20 protein-coding genes are annotated in these 18,750 nt (G+C 55.1%); 13 read left to right on the plus strand and 7 right to left on the minus strand.

Translation table 11 applies throughout. The annotated features are described in order from the left end of the window. Positions 1–130: 130 nt before the first annotated feature. The 12 genes from F6R98_RS08175 (at position 131) to F6R98_RS08230 (ending at position 10,553) form a co-directional block, all read left to right on the plus strand. Complete coding sequence (locus F6R98_RS08175; RefSeq protein WP_153248590.1) at positions 131–1,936, plus strand: methanol/ethanol family PQQ-dependent dehydrogenase; 1,806 nt, start codon at positions 131–133, stop codon at positions 1,934–1,936. Positions 1,937–1,992: 56 nt separating this feature from the next. Then, positions 1,993–2,841, plus strand: a complete 849-nt coding sequence (gene moxJ, locus F6R98_RS08180) for a methanol oxidation system protein MoxJ (protein WP_153248591.1) — start codon at positions 1,993–1,995, stop codon at positions 2,839–2,841. Between the two features lie 10 nt (positions 2,842–2,851). Further along, positions 2,852–3,331, plus strand: coding sequence for a cytochrome c(L), periplasmic (moxG, locus tag F6R98_RS08185; protein WP_153248592.1), 480 nt, complete (start codon positions 2,852–2,854; stop codon positions 3,329–3,331). 27 nt (positions 3,332–3,358) lie between these two features. Continuing rightward, complete coding sequence (locus F6R98_RS08190; RefSeq protein ID WP_153248593.1) at positions 3,359–3,649, plus strand: methanol dehydrogenase [cytochrome c] subunit; 291 nt, start codon at positions 3,359–3,361, stop codon at positions 3,647–3,649. Between the two features lie 61 nt (positions 3,650–3,710). Then, positions 3,711–4,736, plus strand: coding sequence for an AAA family ATPase (locus F6R98_RS08195; protein ID WP_153248594.1), 1,026 nt, complete (start codon positions 3,711–3,713; stop codon positions 4,734–4,736). Continuing rightward, a complete protein-coding gene (locus F6R98_RS08200) occupies positions 4,733–5,578 on the plus strand; it encodes a DUF58 domain-containing protein (RefSeq protein ID WP_153248595.1) in 846 nt (281 codons plus the stop codon). The genes F6R98_RS08195 and F6R98_RS08200 overlap by 4 nt, the downstream gene beginning before the upstream one ends. Beyond that, complete coding sequence (locus F6R98_RS08205; protein WP_153248596.1) at positions 5,575–6,489, plus strand: hypothetical protein; 915 nt, start codon at positions 5,575–5,577, stop codon at positions 6,487–6,489. The genes F6R98_RS08200 and F6R98_RS08205 overlap by 4 nt, the downstream gene beginning before the upstream one ends. Next, on the plus strand, positions 6,450–7,484 hold the full coding sequence (locus tag F6R98_RS08210) for a vWA domain-containing protein (protein ID WP_228125171.1): 1,035 nt from the start codon (positions 6,450–6,452) through the stop codon (positions 7,482–7,484). Before F6R98_RS08205 ends, F6R98_RS08210 begins: the two co-directional genes overlap by 40 nt. Beyond that, complete coding sequence (locus F6R98_RS08215) at positions 7,469–8,035, plus strand: MxaK protein (RefSeq protein WP_153248597.1); 567 nt, start codon at positions 7,469–7,471, stop codon at positions 8,033–8,035. Before F6R98_RS08210 ends, F6R98_RS08215 begins: the two co-directional genes overlap by 16 nt. Then, positions 8,032–9,054, plus strand: a complete 1,023-nt coding sequence (locus F6R98_RS08220; protein ID WP_153248598.1) for a VWA domain-containing protein — start codon at positions 8,032–8,034, stop codon at positions 9,052–9,054. Before F6R98_RS08215 ends, F6R98_RS08220 begins: the two co-directional genes overlap by 4 nt. Next, positions 9,051–9,575 carry an SRPBCC family protein gene (locus F6R98_RS08225; protein ID WP_153248599.1) on the plus strand — a complete coding sequence of 175 codons (525 nt, stop codon included), beginning with the start codon at positions 9,051–9,053 and terminating at the stop codon, positions 9,573–9,575. Before F6R98_RS08220 ends, F6R98_RS08225 begins: the two co-directional genes overlap by 4 nt. 3 nt (positions 9,576–9,578) lie before the next feature. Then, positions 9,579–10,553: a PQQ-dependent catabolism-associated beta-propeller protein gene (locus tag F6R98_RS08230; protein ID WP_153248600.1), complete on the plus strand. Its 975-nt coding sequence runs from the start codon at positions 9,579–9,581 to the stop codon at positions 10,551–10,553. A gap of 92 nt (positions 10,554–10,645) precedes the next feature. On the opposite strand, the gene pqqA is transcribed toward F6R98_RS08230, so the two are convergent. Next, positions 10,646–10,720, minus strand: coding sequence for a pyrroloquinoline quinone precursor peptide PqqA (gene pqqA, locus F6R98_RS08235; RefSeq protein ID WP_153250973.1), 75 nt, complete (start codon positions 10,718–10,720; stop codon positions 10,646–10,648). Positions 10,721–10,937: 217 nt separating this feature from the next. On the opposite strand from pqqA, the gene F6R98_RS08240 reads away from it, so the two are divergent. Then, complete coding sequence (locus tag F6R98_RS08240; protein WP_315699437.1) at positions 10,938–11,594, plus strand: response regulator transcription factor; 657 nt, start codon at positions 10,938–10,940, stop codon at positions 11,592–11,594. Positions 11,595–11,655: 61 nt separating this feature from the next. On the opposite strand, the gene pyrC is transcribed toward F6R98_RS08240, so the two are convergent. The 6 genes from pyrC to hrcA all read right to left on the minus strand — a co-directional run bounded on the left by pyrC (position 11,656) and on the right by hrcA (position 18,653). Further along, on the minus strand, positions 11,656–12,708 hold the full coding sequence (gene pyrC / locus F6R98_RS08245) for a dihydroorotase (protein WP_153248601.1): 1,053 nt from the start codon (positions 12,706–12,708) through the stop codon (positions 11,656–11,658). Between the two features lie 42 nt (positions 12,709–12,750). Beyond that, positions 12,751–13,551, minus strand: a complete 801-nt coding sequence (gene dapB, locus F6R98_RS08250) for a 4-hydroxy-tetrahydrodipicolinate reductase (protein ID WP_153248602.1) — start codon at positions 13,549–13,551, stop codon at positions 12,751–12,753. 3 nt (positions 13,552–13,554) lie between these two features. Then, entirely contained in the window at positions 13,555–14,691 is a 1,137-nt protein-coding gene (dnaJ, locus tag F6R98_RS08255) for a molecular chaperone DnaJ (RefSeq protein WP_153248603.1), read from the minus strand. A gap of 151 nt (positions 14,692–14,842) precedes the next feature. Beyond that, the gene (gene dnaK, locus F6R98_RS08260; protein WP_153248604.1) at positions 14,843–16,771 is read right to left on the minus strand and encodes a molecular chaperone DnaK; all 1,929 of its coding nucleotides are present in this window, start codon (positions 16,769–16,771) and stop codon (positions 14,843–14,845) included. Positions 16,772–16,871: 100 nt separating this feature from the next. Beyond that, entirely contained in the window at positions 16,872–17,456 is a 585-nt protein-coding gene (gene grpE, locus F6R98_RS08265; RefSeq protein ID WP_153248605.1) for a nucleotide exchange factor GrpE, read from the minus strand. 132 nt (positions 17,457–17,588) lie between these two features. Then, positions 17,589–18,653 carry a heat-inducible transcriptional repressor HrcA gene (gene hrcA, locus F6R98_RS08270; RefSeq protein ID WP_153248606.1) on the minus strand — a complete coding sequence of 355 codons (1,065 nt, stop codon included), beginning with the start codon at positions 18,651–18,653 and terminating at the stop codon, positions 17,589–17,591. Positions 18,654–18,750 lie beyond the last annotated feature (97 nt).

Raw genomic sequence — 18,750 nt, forward strand, 5'->3', positions numbered from 1 at the left:
TTATGCGTTTTTCATGGTTTCTTCGGGATATGCTCAGTATTGCCTGATTCTGTCATCCTCCATAATTCTGCGGCTTTCAAAGACAAGCCCGCCCTGCCGGGCATGAATAAATTTATCAGGAGAAGAAACCATGCGAATTTCCAAACTCGCAAGCGGTATGGGCGGTTCCGTATTGGCCGTAACCACGCTGCTGACATCAAGCGGAGTATCAGCAAACGCGGAACTGGACAGAATATCTCATGACGAGCGCAACTGGGTCATGCAGACCAAGGACTACGCTTCCACGCACTACAGCAAACTCGACGAGATCAACAGCAGTAATGTCAGTGGACTGAAGGTGGCCTGGAGCATGTCAACCGGCACGTTGCACGGTCACGAGGGCGCGCCGCTGGTGGTGGACGGCATCATGTATGTGCATACTCCGTTTCCCAACAACGTCTTTGCGGTCGATCTGAACGATACCCGTAAAATCCTGTGGCAGTATAAACCTAAGCAGAACCCGGCCGCACGTGCCGTGGCGTGTTGCGACGTGGTCAACCGCGGCGTTGCTTACGTACCGGCTGGCGATCACGGCCCAGCTAAAATTTTCCTGGCGCAACTGGATGGCCATGTCGTCGCACTGAATGCGAAGACCGGCGAGGAAATCTGGAAAATGGAAAACTCCGATATCGCGATGGGCTCTACTCTGACCGGCGCGCCTTTCGTGGTCAAGGATAAAGTGTTGATCGGCAGCGCCGGGGCAGAGCTGGGCGTGCGCGGTTACGTGACGGCCTATAACATCAAGGACGGTAAACAGGAATGGAGGGCGTACGCAACCGGTCCCGACGAAGATCTGCTGCTGGACAAGGATTTCAACAAAAATAACCCCCACTACGGACAGTTCGGGCTGGGCACGCAAACCTGGGAAGGCGACGCCTGGAAAATCGGCGGCGGCACCAACTGGGGCTGGTACGCCTACGATCCCAAGCTCGATATGATTTACTACGGTTCCGGCAATCCCGCGCCATGGAACGAAACCATGCGTCCTGGCGACAACAAGTGGACCATGACCATCTGGGGGCGCGACGCCGATACCGGCAAGGCCAGGTTCGGATACCAGAAAACCCCTCATGACGAATGGGATTACGCCGGCATCAATTACATGGGTCTGTCCGAGCAGGAAGTCGACGGTAAAATGACGCCGCTGTTGACGCACCCGGATCGTAACGGTCTGGTTTACACGCTCAATCGCGAAACCGGCGCCATGGTCAACGCCTTCAAGATTGACGATACCGTGAACTGGGTCAAAAAGGTCGACCTGAAAACCGGCTTGCCGATACGCGACCCCGAGTTTTCTACAAGAATGGATCATGAAGCCAAAGGCATCTGTCCTTCGGCGATGGGCTACCACAATCAGGGCATCGAATCCTATGATCCCAACAAGAAGCTGTTCTTCATGGGCGTCAACCATATCTGCATGGATTGGGAGCCGTTCATGCTGCCTTACCGCGCCGGTCAGTTTTTTGTCGGCGCTACGCTGAACATGTATCCGGGTCCGAAAGGCACTTTGGGCCAGGTCAAGGCCATGAATTCGGTTACCGGCAAAATGGCCTGGGAGGTTCCGGAAAAATTTGCGGTCTGGGGCGGCACGCTGGCCACAGCCGGCAACCTGGTTTTCTACGGCACGCTGGACGGTTACATCAGGGCGCGCGATTCGCGCACCGGTGCATTGAAATGGCAGTTCCAGTTGCCTTCCGGCGTCATCGGTCACCCGATTACCTATGAACACCACGGCAAGCAGTATGTCGCTATTTACAGCGGCGTTGGCGGCTGGCCGGGCGTGGGGCTGGTATTCGATCTGAAAGATCCGACTGCAGGTCTGGGCGCGGTAGGCGCATTCAAGGAACTGGCCAATTATACCCAGATGGGTGGGGCTCTCTTCGTATTCGCCCTGTAACCCCGTTGCAGGGTGGGCGATCAGGCCCACCCTGCCAAGATATTCGAGGATTTTTCATGTATGGAATATTAAAGGCGGGCGCGATTTCGCTGCTGGTTTTTGCCGCCGGCGCGGAAACGGCGCATGCCAAACAAGAAGCCGAACCGCTCAAGGTTTGTTCGGCCGAAAACGAACTGCCTTATTCGAACAAGGACGGCAGCGGCTTCGAAAACAAGCTGGCCGCATTGATAGCGGAAGAATTGGGCAGGCCGGTTGAAAATGTCTGGTGGACCGACGCGCGTTACTTCGTTCGCGATTTACTGGATAAAAAGCAATGCGACGTGGTGATCGGCGTGGATCAGGGCGATCCGCGCATGTTGACCAGTGCGCCTTATTATCGGTCAGGTTATGTATTCGTTTATCAGGCGGATAAAGCCGGCGCATTTCAGGATTGGAATAGTCCCGCTTTGAAAACGGCGCGTCGCATAGCCTTTATTCCCGATACGCCGCCGGACGTCATGCTGAAAAAAATCGGACGTTGGAACGACATGTTCAATTACATGCATTCGCTGGTCGATTACAAATCGCGGCGTAACCAGTATGTGAAATACGACCCTGAGCGCTTGGTCGGAGAAGTGGTTTCGGGTAAAGCCGAGGTAGCCGCCTTATGGGGGCCGGCTGCCGCGCGTTATGTAAAAAGCGCAGGCAAGCCGTTGGCAATGACCGTGATTCCGGACAACAACACGCGCATGGACGGCGAAAAAGTGCCGCATCACTACTCTACGGCTATCGGGGTGCGCAAGGATGAAAAAGCATTGCTGGAACAGATCGATCAGGCATTGATCAAGCGCAGTCAGGATATCGAAGCCTTGTTGAAACAGGAAGGCATCCCGTTGTTGCCGATCAATGAAGCCCCTCTTAAATAACAGGAAGACTATGAACAAAAAACCATTGGTGATTGCCGCATTGACGCTGGCGATCGCGGTCCCCGCCCTTGAAACCTGGGCTGAAGTGACTTTTCGTAACGCTGTCACCGGAGAAGTCCTGGATTTCTCCTTTGCTAAAGCAGGCGGCGATAGCGAAGCTTTCAAGAAATTCAAGGAAACCGGCAAAAACCCTTACAACGGCAACAAGGAAATAGCCGAAGGCAAGGGCCACAGCCTTTATCTTTCCGCCTGCTCCGGCTGTCACGGCCATGAAGCGGAAGGCAAGATCGGTCCCGGTCTGGCCGACGATTATTGGACCTACCCGCGCGCGACCATGGATGTGGGGCTGTTCGAAATTCTGTTCGGCGGCGCGCAAGGCTCGATGGGGCCGCAATACGGCAATTTGAATACCGATGAAATGTTGCAAGTCATGGCTTGGCTACGCTCCGTTTATAAGGGCGATCCGGCCAAGGCCGACTGGCTGAAATAAATCCAACGCAAGCAAAGGAGACTCCCAATGAATAATATTCACACCCTGAAACTGGCCGTTGCCGTTATTGCATCGGCACTGACGTTCAGCGCGCAGGCGTATGACGGCACCAACTGCAAAGCGCCCGGCAATTGCTGGGAAGCGAAGCCCGGCTACCCTGAGAAAGTGGCCAGTAGCAAATACGATCCCAAACACGACCCGGCTGAACTGAACAAACAGCAGGAGTCGATTAAAGCCATGGAGGCGCGTAATCAAAAGCGCGTGGACAATTTGAACAAAACCGGAAAATTCGTCTACAAAGTCGAAGACATCAAATAACGCCGTCTCGGGCGGAGCGTAAGCTCCGCCCTTCATGAACACTGGATGTTTCAATCTCTTTATGATTTCAGATAGCAGACTCGCCGATTTTCGGGCCACAGCCCTGGCGTTCGAAAATCACATACGCCAGGTGATTATTGGTCAGGACGGCGCAATCCGATTAATGACGATTGCCGTTTTTGCGCGTGGACATGTATTGCTGGAAGGGGGCGTGGGTGTCGGTAAAACCACGCTGCTGCGGGCAGTGGCGCGCGCTGTCGGCGGCGCATATGAACGTATCGAGGGTACCGTCGACCTGATGCCCAGCGATCTGATTTATTACACCTACCTGGACGAAAAGGGCAAGCCGGGCGTCTCTCCCGGCCCCTTGCTCAAGTACGGTGAAGGATTATCCACCTTCTTTTTTAATGAAATCAATCGCGCCAGACCGCAAGTGCATTCCCTGTTGTTGCGCGTGATGGCCGAACGCAGCATGACCGCGTTCAATCGTGAATTCGTTTTTCCGCATCTGCAAGTCTTCGCCGACCGCAATCGCGTGGAAAAGGAGGAAACCTTCGAACTCCCTGCCGCCGCCCGCGATCGCTTCATGATGGAAATACGGATAGAAGCGCCGACCGATCGGGTATTGCTGGATCGGCTGATGGTCGAGCCCAGGTTTCACCATATCGACTCATTGATCGAGACGATACCCGCTGGATTATTATCGTATACGGCCTTGAATGAACTGGCTGAGACTCTGCAAAATCGTATTCATGTCAGCGAGCGCCTGCGGTCTTATGTTTTGGATCTGGTGCTGGCTGCCTGGCAACCGCAAAAATTCGGCATCGGATTGGGCGGCGACGCCGAGGGTAGCGGAGAGCTGCTGGACGCCGGGGTCAGCCCGCGTGGAATGAGTTACCTGCTGAGACTTGCGCGCGTGCATGCGTGGCTGAATGCACGGGATCAAGTCGTACCGGAAGACATACAAACGCTGTTTGCACCGGCTATCGCTCATCGTTTATTTCTGAAGCCGATGTTCGAGTATCGTCGCAACGAAATAATTCCGGAACTGATCAGCGGGCTGCTGCGGGGTATCTCCGCGCCATGAAAGATAAGGAATTTCACTATTGCATTCCCTGGCGCACCGCCAATGCGCAACCGGGCGCTCATCCCGGCAGGCAAAGCGGCAGCGGTTTTTTATTCCTGCGTCATGTTGCGTTTATCGACCACCCCGACCCGCGCCGATTGGATCTGCGCGCGACGCTGCTCGATCCGCAGCAGGACTATCGGGTGCGCGTCTATCAGCAGCGTTCAAACATCAATATCTTCGTCATCGTCGACTTATCCGCATCCATGAATCATCGCGCTGAAACATCAAAAATGCAGATGGTTGCAGACTTTATCGACAGTCTGGCATTGGCCGTACATCGCGCCGGAGATACGCTGGGCATCATCGGTTACGGAGATAAATCAGAACCCGTGCTATTTGTATCCTCGACCAGACAAGCCGGCATCCTGCACGCCGCCGCGGCAAAACTGCGGAAATATCAGCCTTCCGGAGCCCATGCATTGGGCTTGCTGCAAGCAGCGAGTTTGTTGCCGAGCCATCGCTGCCTGGTTTTTTTGCTGTCCGACTGCCATTATTCCATCGTCATCATCAAGCAGGTCATGACTTCGTTATCTCGCCATGACGTGATCCCTGTGGTGATCTGGGGTAACGAAGAACGCATGCCGCAGGCAACAGGGATTGCCAACATGCGTGATATGGAAAACGGCCGGGAACGCTTGCTCTGGCTGCGTCCGGCGCTACGATCGCGCCTGCGCGCCTCCCTGGACGACCGGCGCAGGCTGTTAACCCGCGCTGTCAGCCCGTTCGGCAGAGTGCCGCTGTTTCTGGATGGCGAATTCTCCGCTGATGCGGTCACGCGCTATTTTTACGCCGGCCGATGATCACGCGATTGTTGCTTTCATGCCTGTGCCTGCTGCCGGCGCAGTTCGCCTCGGCGCAAACCGTGGTTAAATCCATCAGCATGGAAACGCCGCGCGCATACGGCTATGTAATCGGCGATGTCGTGCGGATACAGGCTGATATCGATATTGAAAAGAACTACCGGTTGGATGGCTCCGCGCTGCCCAAGTCCGGACTTATCAAGCGCTGGCTGAGTTTGCGGCAGATTCGCACGAAAGTGGAGGAAGGATCAAGCGTTGATCGTTATCGGATCGAACTGGACTATCAGATATTTTATGCGCCGCTGACAGTCAGGAATCTGACGATACCGGCGCTGGATGTGACGTTTAGCGGAGCAGCCGGTAATGAAGCGCACGCAACGCTCCCCGCGTGGGATTTCAGTATCTCTCCACTGCATGAACACGACATAACCGGCGCAAGCGGGTTGCCGGAGCCAAGGACGGATGCCGAACCTGGTCCGGCGCAAACCGCGACAGACTGGTTGCTGTTCTGGCTAGGCGCCGTAACGGCGCTAATTGCAATGGGCTACCTTGCCTATATCAGGATCGTCCTGATTTTCTGGATGAGCGGTAAGCACTTTGCCGATGCCGGTAAAGCCCTGCGCCGTATGGAAGCGTCGCCCATGTCCGATCCGCAAATGCGCGCGGCGTTCGTTTGCGTGCATCAAGCGTTCAATATCAGCAACCAGGGGCCGTTGTTTGTCGAAGGGCTGGACGAGTTTTTTACTCGCAACATGAGGTTTCTGCCGTTGCGTCAAGACATAGTAGCCTTTTATCAAGCGTCCTATAGTCTGTTTTTCGGCGACGACGCTCAACGGGCGGCAACTTTCCCGTTAGGGCGGATGCTCAAACTATGCCGGGACTGCCTGCGCATCGAACGGGAACGGCGATGAGCTTCGGCGTCGATAATTCCTCGTTGATCTGGGCCGGGCTGCTTGCGCTGCTGCCGCTGATTCGTTCGCCGTTCCAGAACGTTGCTTATCCCTGGAACGCGCTGTTGCCGCAAGACCGGCTATCTGTCTGGCTGGGTCGCAGCGTTCGTTGCGCCGGTATGATCGCCATTCTGGCGCTGGTTTTCGGCATCGCCGGTTTGCATATGAAAGAAACCAGCGTGGAGCGTATCGGCAAAGGCGCCCGTATCGTATTGCTGCTGGATCGCAGCCGCAGCATGGACGACAGTTTCGCCGGGCGCACGCCATCCGGCGCGGAAGCGGCGAAATCGGCGGTCGCGGAACGCGTCTTATCGGATTTTATAGCCGAGCGCAAACACGACTTATTCGGTGTCGCGGCTTTCAGCACGTCGCCGTTATTCGTGCTGCCGCTGACCGAAAACCGTGAAGCGGTTCTGGCTGCTGTGCGCGCGTCTAAACAACCGGGGCTGGCGCAAACCAATGTCAGTAAAGGATTGGCCATGGCGCTGTCCTATTTCGGTGCTGATGGCCGCGAATTATCCGGTGCCAACATTATTACGCTGGTATCCGATGGCGCGGCGGTGGTCGATCCGCAAACCGAAGCTTATCTGCGCAGATGGTTCAAGCAGCATCGCATCCATTTGTACTGGATTTTTTTACGCACAGCCGGGAGTCCCGGCTTGTTCGAAACGCCGCAGAATCCTGATGACGATAATGCCGAGGCGCGGCCGGAACGCTACCTTCATATGTTCTTTAATGGCTTGGGCGTACCTTATCAGGCTTATGAGGCAGAGAGCCCCGATGCGGTAACGCGCGCGATGGCCGAAATCGACCGTGTGGAAAACCAGACCCTGCGCTATTTCGAACGCATGCCGCGCAAGGACATGCAGTCGCCTTGCTACGCTCTGGCTACCCTGGCGCTCGGTTTTCTCTTCTTCGCAAAATGGATGGAGGTTAGAACATGCAGCAACGTATAAAACCGGCTTTAGTTGCAGCCCTGCTCGCTTTTGCCTTGCTCGCCATGCTGACCGGAGCCATGAATTTACGTTCGTACAGGCTGGAGCGTGACATGATTGCAAGCCTGCTTTCCGGGCATGATCTTAAACTCGAAGAACGGGCGCGAGCAACGTTGCCTGTGCAAATGGCGCGCGCGCTTTTTCTGTCCAGACACGAGCGTATTGATGAAGCCAGGGATCTACTGAATTATCTGAGCGAACGCGGCGACAGCGCGTCCCGTACCAGCGTCTTTTACAACCTCGGCAACCTGCTGTTGCGTCAAGCGCTCGCCAGGCTGGAAGCCGACGAAATCGATCAGGCCATACCGTTGATCGCACTGTCAAAAGATGCTTACCGGCGTGCGCTGGAGCTCGATCCCGGACATTGGGACAGCAAATATAATCTCGAAGTGGCCATGCGCATTTCCCCTGAAATTGAACGTGTCGATAATAATCAGAAGGACGATCAGGAAGAGGGCAATCCTAAAAAGCTTTGGACCACTCTGCCGGGATTTCCTCGAGGACAGCCGTGAATTGGCGCATACGGGTGAAATCGCCCGGCGTGATCTGTGCGGGAACTGCGCTGTTGCTGGCGGTGTTGGCGGTATTGCCATTACATTATCCGTTGCAGCACAAAACCTTCAACTACATCGCGATTATCGACATTACGCGTAGCATGAATGTCGAAGATTATCGCATCGACAACCGGCGCATCAGCCGTCTCGAGTACGTTAAATCCGGTTTGCGGCTTGCCCTGAAAACGCTGCCCTGCGGTTCCAGGTTCGGTTTGGGCGTTTTTACCGAACGGCGCGCTTTTGAGCTGTTCGAGCCGATCGAGGTCTGCACGGGGTTTGGCGAGATAGACGCCTCGATTGCGCAGCTTGACTGGCGCATGGCCTGGGAAGCGGACAGCCGTATCGCCGATGGCCTTTATAACACGCTGGAACAGGTACAGGGCCGTAAGGCCAATCTGTTATTCATCACCGATGGACACGAAGCGCCTCCGGTGAACCCACGTTATCGCAAACTCCTGGGCCCGTTTCAAGGCAAGGTTAAAGGCATCATCGTTGGCGCCGGCGCTTTAGTTCCGTCTCCCATTCCGAAATTCGATGCGAATGGCGAGCCGGCCGGCTTTTATAGCGCGGATGATGTTCCGCATCGCACTACTTTCGGCTTGCCGGAAACGGCGCCCGACCAAATCGAGGGTTACCACGCGCGCAATGCGCCATTCGGCAATGTGCCGGACCGTGGCGCGGAACATCTTTCCTCGCTGAAAGAAGACTATCTGCGCCAACTGGGCAAAGAATCGGGTCTGCGCTATTTGCGTCTGGAAGCTCCTGATCAGTTTGTTAAAGCACTGATGCAGACGGATATGGCGCTGTTGGCGCACTCGGACGTCGATATCCGCTGGATACCGGCCAGCCTGGCTTTGCTGGCGCTGTTGCCGCTTTATCTGTTAGCGCCATTGTCAGCCGGCCGGCATCGGCACCGGCAATATATCGAACGTCTCGGTTATTTTCTTCAAATCAAAAACAGGAGCAAAAAAGTATGAAGGTTCTTATTACCCTGGCAGCGATATTATTTTCCCACTTGGGTTGGGCGCATGGCCCGACTCCGCAGAAAGCGTTTGAAAGCGTGGAAATCAATCAGCCGGTGGACAAGGTCTGGAACGCGGTGAAAAACTTCGGAGAAGTTGCCAAATGGAATCCGGCGTTGAGCAAAAGCGAAAGCGAAGGCGGCAATAAGCAGGGTGAAAAAAGAACGCTGACTTTCAGCAATGGGCAACAGCTGGTCGAGGAGTTGGATGCCTACGACGATCAGGCGCATGAGTATAATTACCGTCTTGCCAGGGATAATGTCAAGGCGCTTCCTGTCAGCTCCTATTCAGCCGTCGTCAAAGTTAGTCCATCCGGCCAGGGCAGCAAAATAGAATGGAAAAGCCGTCTTTACCGCGGGGATACCGGAAATTTTCCGTCTGACGAATTAAACGACGAAGCGGCGCTTAAAGCCATGCAGGCCTTCTTCAGAAGCGGTCTCGATCAGCTGAAAAAATCGCTGGAAAGCGGAGGTTAGGCGATGAACCGCATCCTTAGCCGTTTAATGACAGGCCTCGCCATCATCTGCGCCAGTTCGCCAGCCGTTTCCGATACCGTCTTTGTGACCCTGGAAAAGGATGATGCGCTGGCCATCCTTGATGGGGAGAGCAGCACTCTCAGGAACACGATAAAACTCGGCAAACGCCCGCGCGGCGTCGCCGTGGACAAGGACGGCAAACGACTTTACGTCGCAGTAAGCGGCGATAACGCCATCCGGATTATCGATACCGGCACGCTGCAGGAAACCGACCGGCTTGCGGTCGACAAAGATCCGAAAACCTTCGTATTGGATCCGCAAGGGGAGTTTCTTTATGCCAGCAACGACGACGATAATCAGCTTAGCGTGATCGATATTGCCCGGCATACGGTGGTGAAACGAATACCGGTAGGCGCCGAACCGGAAGGCGTGTCGGTCAGTCCTGATGGGCGCTGGATCGTCTGTACCAGCGAAAGCGGCAATATGGCGCACTGGATCGATCGCTCAACTATGGAAGTAAGCGCCAATACTCCGGTTGCAGCGCGTCCGCGCTACTCTCGCTTCACTGACGACGGCAGGCAACTGTGGGTCAGTTCGGAGAACGCGGCGGCGCTGGCGATTATCGACGTCGCATCGAAACAGCCGCTTAAAACGTTAATCTTCGAAATCGAGGGCGTATCCAAAGAAGTAGTCAAACCGGTAGGCATACGTATCGACCGAAGCAGGCATTATGCCTATATTGCTCTCGGACGAGCCAACCGCGTCGCCGTGGTCGATGCGCAAAAACTGGAAGTCGTCGCTTACCTGCCTGCCGGACAACGCGTCTGGAACATCGAGTTTTCGCCGGATCAGAAGCGTCTGTACAGCGCCAACGGCATCAGCAACGATGTCACGGTCTTCGATCTGGAACGCCGGGAGGTATTGAGAACGATACCGGCAGGCCTGTCGCCCTGGGGCGTTGCCGTGAAAGAGGATTAGCAACAGTGCGAGCTGTCAGCATCTATCGGGCCTGGCCAGGTAAAAACGGGGCTTACCAAAAACGGAAGCCCCATTATCGACTATACCGGGAATCAGCGGTTATAGATGTACATCGTAACTTCGAAGCCGAAACGCAGGTCTTTATAATCGGGCTTTTCCCATTTCATAACATCAATCTCCAGAGGTGAATAAACAATAGGGTTTACTTAGCGAACAAATGTTAACCTGCGTAATTCTTCAATACAAACATTAGGGCCGGGAAACCGTCCTGATTAAATCCGGAAATGTTCCCGCCATGGTTTTATTGAGCACCCTCCATGCAACGTATCCCGACATAGGCGCCGCGATTCAGGGGCAGATGCGAGATTTACAGGAGCAAAACTGATGTTGAAAATAAAATCAAAAATAACGGTCATGCTGGTGGACGATCATGCGGTAGTGCGAGCCGGCCATCGCATGCTGCTGTCGCAATACGAAAATATTTCCGTAGTTGCCGAAACGGCGCGCGGCGAAGAAGCTTATCAACGCTACATCGAAATTCACCCCGGCATTGTGGTGATGGATATCAATCTGCCCGGCATGGGCGGTCTGGCGTCGATACGCCGTATCCATGGTCGCGACCCGTATGCAAGAATCCTGGCTTTCAGCGTTCATGACGAACCGCTATACGTGACGCGCGCGCTGGAGGCGGGGGCCAAGGGTTATGTTACCAAAAGCAGCGCGCCGGAAATTCTGGTCGAGGCCATTATCAGGCTCGCGCAAGGAGATACCTTTGTCGATCCTGAAATTGCCCAGCGCATGGTGGTGCAAACGGTCACGGGTACCGATCCCTCCTCGCTGCTGGCTACGTTGTCGGCACGCGAATTCGATATATTCCGTTTACTGGTAAACGGCCGTACTACGCGTGAAATTGCCGAAGAACTGTGTCTGGGTTATAAAACCGTCGCCAATTACGCTACACAGATCAAGAGCAAGCTGAACGTCAGAACGACGGCGGAAATGACGTGTCTGGCCTATCAATATGGGGTTTTGAATGGCTGAACGCGTGTGTTTTAAACCAAGGCGGTTGTTTTGCTTGATAATGCCGGAAGCATGTGGTTTTTCATTGGCTGTTTTGTGGGGTTTTATCGAATTTCCAGGTAAGAACGCGGCCTGCTTCCAGCGGTATCAATGTATCGTTTCCGAATGTATAGCCGGCGGGAACCTCCCACTCCGTTTTTTGTAGCGTCACTTGACTGCTGTTGCGCGGCATGCCATAAAAATCGGGTCCATTGAAACTGGCGAACTGCTCCAGTTTATCCAGTTTGTTGACGCTCGCGAATGCCGTTGCATAGAGTTCGATTGCCGCATGCGCGGTAAAGCAGCCGGCGCAGGCGCACGCGTTTTCCTTGCCGTGCCGCGGGTGAGGCGCGCTGTCGGTGCCGAGAAAAAATTTGCGTTCGCCGCTGGCGGCGGCGTCAAGCAGCGCCAAACGGTGTTCTTCGCGTTTCAGTACCGGCAGACAATAAAAATGCGGTTTTAAGCCGCCCTGGAACAGCGCATTCCTGTTATAGAGTAAATGATGGGCAGTGATGGTTGCGGCTATCTGCGCCGGCGCCTGCCTGATGAACTCGGCGGCATGACGCGTGGTAATGTGTTCCAGCACGATGCGTAAACCTGGAAAACGCTCGATGATCTCAAACAGGCTGTTTTCTATAAAAGCCAGCTCCCGGTCGAAGATGTCTATATGCGGATCGGTCGCTTCGCCGTGTATCATCAATGGAACATCATGCCGCTCCATGATTTCCAGCAAAGGGTAGATGTTCTGCAGGCTGCCGATACCGGCTTCCGAATTGGTCGTTGCCCCCGCCGGATAAAGCTTGAAACCGTGTATGCAGGGGTGTTCGGCGGCACGTTTGATTTCATCCCGGTGCGTGCTTTCGGTCAAATACAAAGCCATCAGCGGTTCGAAATCCTGCGGATTTTGCAGCGCGTCTTTTATTTCGGCATGGTAGGCCAATGCCTGTCGTACAGTGGTTACGGGCGGTTTCAGGTTCGGCATCACCACAGCGCGACGGAACTGCGCCGCGCTGAAATTGACCACGTCTTTTAAGGCAGCGCCTGCGCGTAAGTGCAGGTGCCAGTCATCCGGCTGCGTCAGGGTGATTTTTTGCATGAGGCTGCTTGCGATGGGTGTATTGCTCGATAGGGTAGGGCGCTAACGCAATTGCAGCACGTCCTGCATGTCGTAGAGCCCCGCTTTCTGCTGTCCCAGCCATAATGCCGCGCGTACAGCCCCCTTGGCGAAAGTCATGCGGCTGGATGCCTTATGGGTGATTTCTATGCGTTCCCCGATATCGGCAAACATGACGGTATGTTCGCCGATGATGTCACCGGCGCGTATCGTGGAAAATCCGATGGTTTTACGACCCCGCTCTCCGGTGTGGCCTTCGCGTCCGTAAATTGCGCATTCGGCAAGATCGCGGCCAAGCGCTTCGGCTACCACTTCGCCCATGCGTAATGCGGTTCCCGACGGCGCATCCACTTTGTGCCGGTGATGCGCTTCAACAATTTCAATATCGCTGTATTCGCCCATGACTTTGGCGGCAGTTTCGAGCAGCTTGAAAGCCAGGTTGACACCGACGCTCATGTTGGGCGCCAAAACAATCGGAATCCCGTTCGAAGCCGCGCGGATTTGTTCCTTTTGTTCAGGGGTAAACCCGGTCGTGCCTATTACCAGCGCTTTGCCGTGAACGAGGCAAGTTGCCAGCGTTTCCAGCGAAGCATCGGGCCGTGTAAAGTCGATAAGAACGTCGATATTGCTTATCACATCGTTCAAACGGTCGTTAACCGCTAGTTGCAACGGAGGTAATCCGGCCAGGTATCCGGCATCGCGCCCGGCTGTGGCGCAGCCGCTGCGGGTAACGGCTGCGCACAGTTCTGCTTTGGGTTCGACCACGCAGGCCTTGATAAGTTCCAGACCCATGCGGCCAGCTACGCCGATAACGCCTATTTTCATCGTTTACAGCCCTAAACGGTCAAAAAACTGTTTCGCTACGTCCAGCCAGCCGTGCGTCTGGGGGCTGTGGGTGCTGCCGCCGCCGGTTAACGACTCTTCCAGTTTGCGTATCAGCTCCAGTTGTTCCTTGGTCAGATGTACCGGCGTTTCGACGCGGACACGGCACATTAAATCGCCGCGATCACCTCCGCGTACCGGTTTTACGCCCTTGCCGCGTATGCGAAACATTCTTCCGGTTTGCGTTTCAGGAGGAATTTTCAACGTACCCTTGCCTTCTAGTGTCGGTACTTCCAGTTCGCCACCCAGGCAGGCGGTCGGGAAGCCGATCGGGACTTCACAGTACAGGTTGGCGCCGTCTCGTGTGAAAATGGCATGATCTTTTACGCTGATTTGCACGTACAGATCGCCTGGTGGTCCGCCCGCTTCGCCGGCTTCTCCTTCGCCGGCAAGACGAACACGGTCTCCGATATCCACCCCCGGCGGTATCTTGACCGAAAGCGTTTTGGTTTCCTGGGTGCGCCCCTGGCCGTAACAGGCTCCGCAAGGATCCTTGATTTGCTGACCTGTGCCGCGGCAGGTTGGGCAGGTTTGCTGTACCGCAAAAAAACCTTGCTGCATGCGGACTGCGCCCTGTCCGTGACAGGTCGTGCAGGTTACCGGCGCACTGCCTTTTTTGGCCCCGGTGCCCCCGCACACGCCGCAGGCAACCAGGGTGGGAACACGTATTTTTACTTCGGTGCCGGAAACCGCATCCTCAAGGCTTAGTTCGAGGTTATAGCGGAGATCCGATCCGCGTTGCGCTCGACTGCCGCCACCGCTTCTGCGGCCTCCGCGAGCGCCGCCGCCAAAAATATCTCCGAACACATCGCTGAATATATCGCTGAAACCTTCCGCGCCATGACCCCCCATGCTGGGGTCTACGCCGGCATGTCCGAACTGATCGTACGCGGAACGTTTTTTCGGGTCGGAAAGAATCTCATAGGCTTCCTTGACCTTTTTGAAGTTCTCTTCGGCGTCTGGATTGTCGGTGTTGCGATCCGGGTGGTATTTCATCGCCAGGCGACGAAAACTTTTTTTTATGTCACTGTCGCTCGCATTGCGAGGCACATCCAGTAATTCGTAATAATCTTCTTTGGCCATAATAAAAAATCAGCCACAGGCTTGCGTCTGCGGCTTTCCGGAGTGAATGAGGGCTGTAAGGCCATGTTATGTATGGGCTGATCCGGAGGCGATACGCTTTGTTGCGTCATCTCGCCTCCAAATCCGCTCTACACGCTTAGCTTCGCTAACCTTATTTTTTATCTTTTACTTCTTCGAACTCGGCATCAACCACGTCATCCGCCGGTTTTTCGGAGCCGGAAGATTCTCCGCCCTCATGTGCCGCGCCGGAAGCGCCTTCGGCTTTTTGCGTATAAAGGCGTTCGGCCAGTTTCGCCGCGGCTTCCGACAATGCTTCCGCTTTGCTGTCGATATCGGCCTTGTCTTCGCTGGAAATGGCGGTTTTCAATGCGTCAACCGCGCTGTCGATGTTCGATTTTTCCTCGGCGCTGACCTTGTCGCCCAAGTCGTGAACGGTTTTCTGCGCGGAGTGTATCAGGCCGTCTGCATGGTTTCTGGCGTTGATCAACTCGTGGAGTTTGCGGTCTTCCTCGGCATGCAGTTCGGCTTCCTGAATCATGCGCTTGACCTCTTCATCGGACAAACCGCTGGACGCCTTGATGATGATCGACTGCTGTTTGCCGGTTGCCTTGTCCTTGGCGGATACGTTCAGGATGCCGTTGGCGTCGATATCGAAGGTGACTTCGATTTGCGGCATCCCTCTCGGGGCCAGTGGCAGGTCGGCCAGGTCGAAACGTCCCAGCGATTTGTTGTCTCTCGCCATTTCGCGTTCGCCCTGAACGACGTGAACGGTCACTGCGGATTGATTGTCTTCAGCCGTCGAGAATACCTGGCTGGTTTTGGTAGGAATCGTCGTATTCTTTTCGATCAGCTTGGTCATGACGCCCCCCAGGGTTTCTATCCCTAAAGACAGCGGGGTTACGTCGAGCAGCAACACATCCTTGACCTGACCGCCGAGCACGCCTGCCTGTATGGCCGCGCCCAGCGCAACCGCTTCGTCAGGGTTTACGTCCTTGCGCGCTTCCTTGCCGAAAATGTTCTTTACGAAGTCCTGTACTTTCGGCATACGGGTCTGACCGCCGACCAGGATGACTTCCTGAATTTCGGACGGTTTCAATCCTGCGTCCTTGAGCGCGGTCAGGCAAGGGCCCTTGGTGCGTTCGATCAGATCGTCGACCAGAGATTCCAGCTTGGAACGCGTCAGCTTGATATTCAAATGCTTGGGACCGGTCGCGTCGGCGGTAATGTAGGGCAGATTGATATCGGTCTGCTGACTGGAAGACAGCTCGATTTTCGCCTTTTCCGCCGATTCCTTCAGACGCTGCAGCGCCAGGGAATCATTGTGCAGGTCGATGCCCTGTTCTTTCTTGAATTCGTCTGCCAGAAAATCGATGATGCGCAGGTCGAAGTCTTCACCGCCGAGGAAGGTATCGCCGTTGGTGGAAAGCACTTCGAACTGGTGTTCGCCGTCGACTTCGGCGATTTCGATAATGGAAACGTCGAAGGTGCCGCCGCCCAGGTCGTATACGGCGATTTTCTGATCGCCGCGTTTTTTGTCCATGCCGTAAGCCAGCGCGGCAGCGGTTGGTTCGTTGATGATGCGCTTGACATCCAGACCTGCAATGCGGCCGGCATCCTTGGTAGCTTGACGCTGCGAGTCATTGAAATAGGCCGGCACGGTGATGACGGCTTCGGTGACTTCTTCGCCCAGGAATGCCTCGGCGTCTTTTTTCAATTTCATCAGCACGCGTGCGGATACTTCCGGCGGCGCCATTTTTTTTCCGCTTACATCGATCCATGCGTCGCCGTTATCGGCTTCGGCAATCTTGTAAGGCACCATTTTGATGTCTTTTTGGACCACGTCGTCCTTGAAACGGCGTCCGATCAGACGTTTAACCGCGAACAAGGTGTTTTTCGGGTTGGTTACCGCCTGCCGTTTGGCCGACTGTCCGACCAATACTTCGTTGTCGCTGGTGAAGGCGATAGTGGACGGCGTTGTGCGTGCCCCTTCGCTGTTTTCGATGACGCGCGACTTGCCGCCTTCCAGGATGGCAACACACGAGTTGGTGGTTCCCAGGTCAATACCGATAATTCTAGCCATTACGATCTCCGGCGTTTGTAAGTTCTTTTTGGTTTGATTTGGCTTTTTAAGCCGTTGTTTGCCTAAATGCGGGCGGTGCTTGCAGTTTTCAAGTGGCGGTTTATGCCTGTTGCGCAATCACCACCATGGCGGGACGCAACAAGCGGTCGTTAAGCTGATAGCCCTTCTGAAATACCTTGACGACGGTATTGGGTTCGGCTTCGGCGCTGGGTTCCACAGCCATGGCTTGATGCAGCTCGGGGTTGAATTTCTGACCATGCGGATCAATTTGCGCCACGCCGAATTTTTCCAGCGCGCCCAGCAGCTGTTTCAGGGTCAGGTCGCTGCCCTCGCGCAGTTTGGCTACTTCCGGCGAGTCGCCCGTTGCGGCCTGTATGCCGAGTTCCAGGCTGTCGACGACGGCGAGCAATTCGCGCGCAAATTTTTCCAGTGCGTATTTATGCGCGTTTTGCAGATCTTTTTCGGTGCGTCTGCGCAAATTGTCCATTTCCGCCTGGACGCGCAACAGCTTGTCCCAGTTTTCAGCCGCCGCGTGTTGAGCGGCCGCCAGTTTTTCAGCCAGTGCTTCCGGCGACTCGTCGGCGTTGCCGCTGTTCCCGCCTGCATCGTCGTTTTGCAGCGCGTCACTTGCCGGATCGACGCTGTTCACAACATCCAGCGCCTGAGTTGTCTGCTCTTCACTCATGGTTTTATTGCTCCCAATTAAATTAAATGTATGCGCCCGCAAACACTCAATCCTATCCTTAACCCGCCGCAAAGCGTCACTGTTGCGGGGAAAAGACCGGATATGCTTCAGGCATGCGATATTTATCAGATTTTAAATGGGGGCCATATTTCGCCGATTCAAGGCGTTTCCCAATAATTTTGACGTCAGGTCCACCAGCGGTATCACGCGTTCGTAGTCCATGCGCGTCGGACCGATGACGCCGAGCAGCCCTACGGTATGTTCGTCGACTATATAAGGGGCTGTAACCAGGCTGCACTGTTGCAGTGGACGATAACCCGATTCTTCGCCGATAAAAATTTTTACGCCATGCGTTTCGAGGCAGCGGTCGAGCAGATGCACCATGTCTTCCTTCTGCTGAAACGCCGACAGCAGCGCGCGCATATGGTCCATGGACGCCAGTTCGTCGAAATCCATCAGGTTGGTTTCGCCGCTCATCACGAACGGATGGCGTTTTTTTCTCTTTTGTCCCTTGAAGGCGAGATCTGCGATTTCCGCTCCCTGCGCCAGCTCCTGCGTCATGCGCTCGCGCGCTTCCTGCGCTTCTCCCATGACCTGCTGGCGCACGTCGGCCAGCGCCTGACCCGAGTAATTCTGGTTCAGATAGTTCTGTACCGTAGTCAGCTCCGATGCGCTGAAACGGCGCGAAGGGTAGATCACCTTGTTTTGCACTTCCTGGTCATTGGTGACCAGGATGACCAGCAGCCGGTTTTCCGATAACGGGATGAATTCGATCATGCGGAATATGGTCTTATCGCGCCGCGGTATGGAGACCAGCCCCGCCATGCGCGTGATATCGGCCAGCATGCGCGAGGTCGATTCCAGCATTTCTTCCGGGTCTCCGCTATGCTCGAACAAACCACGTTCGCATTGTGTGATGATTTCGTCCTGCAACGGGCGTACCGTCAACAGCGAGTCGATAAAAAAGCGATAGCCGCTCACCGTGGGCATGCGTCCCGCCGATGTATGAGGCGAAGCGATTAACCCCAACTCCTCCAGATCGGCCATCACGTTGCGTATGGTGGCCGGACTCAGGTTCAGGCCTGCGTCGCGCGACAGCGCGCGCGAGCCGACCGGTTGTCCATCATCTATATAGCGCTCGACAAGAATTTTCAACAGATGCTGCGCACGATCAGACATCTCGGGGTATTTGGACACAGGCATCCTCGAATTGCACTGGCGCTCCATAATGGTGAGTGCCAAAACTACCAATGGCTGGATAATGTGTCAAGAAGCTCATAAGATAAGCCTCCTG

It is taken from the genome of Candidatus Methylospira mobilis, from assembly GCF_009498235.1.
Classification (GTDB): domain Bacteria; phylum Pseudomonadota; class Gammaproteobacteria; order Methylococcales; family Methylococcaceae; genus Methylospira; species Methylospira mobilis.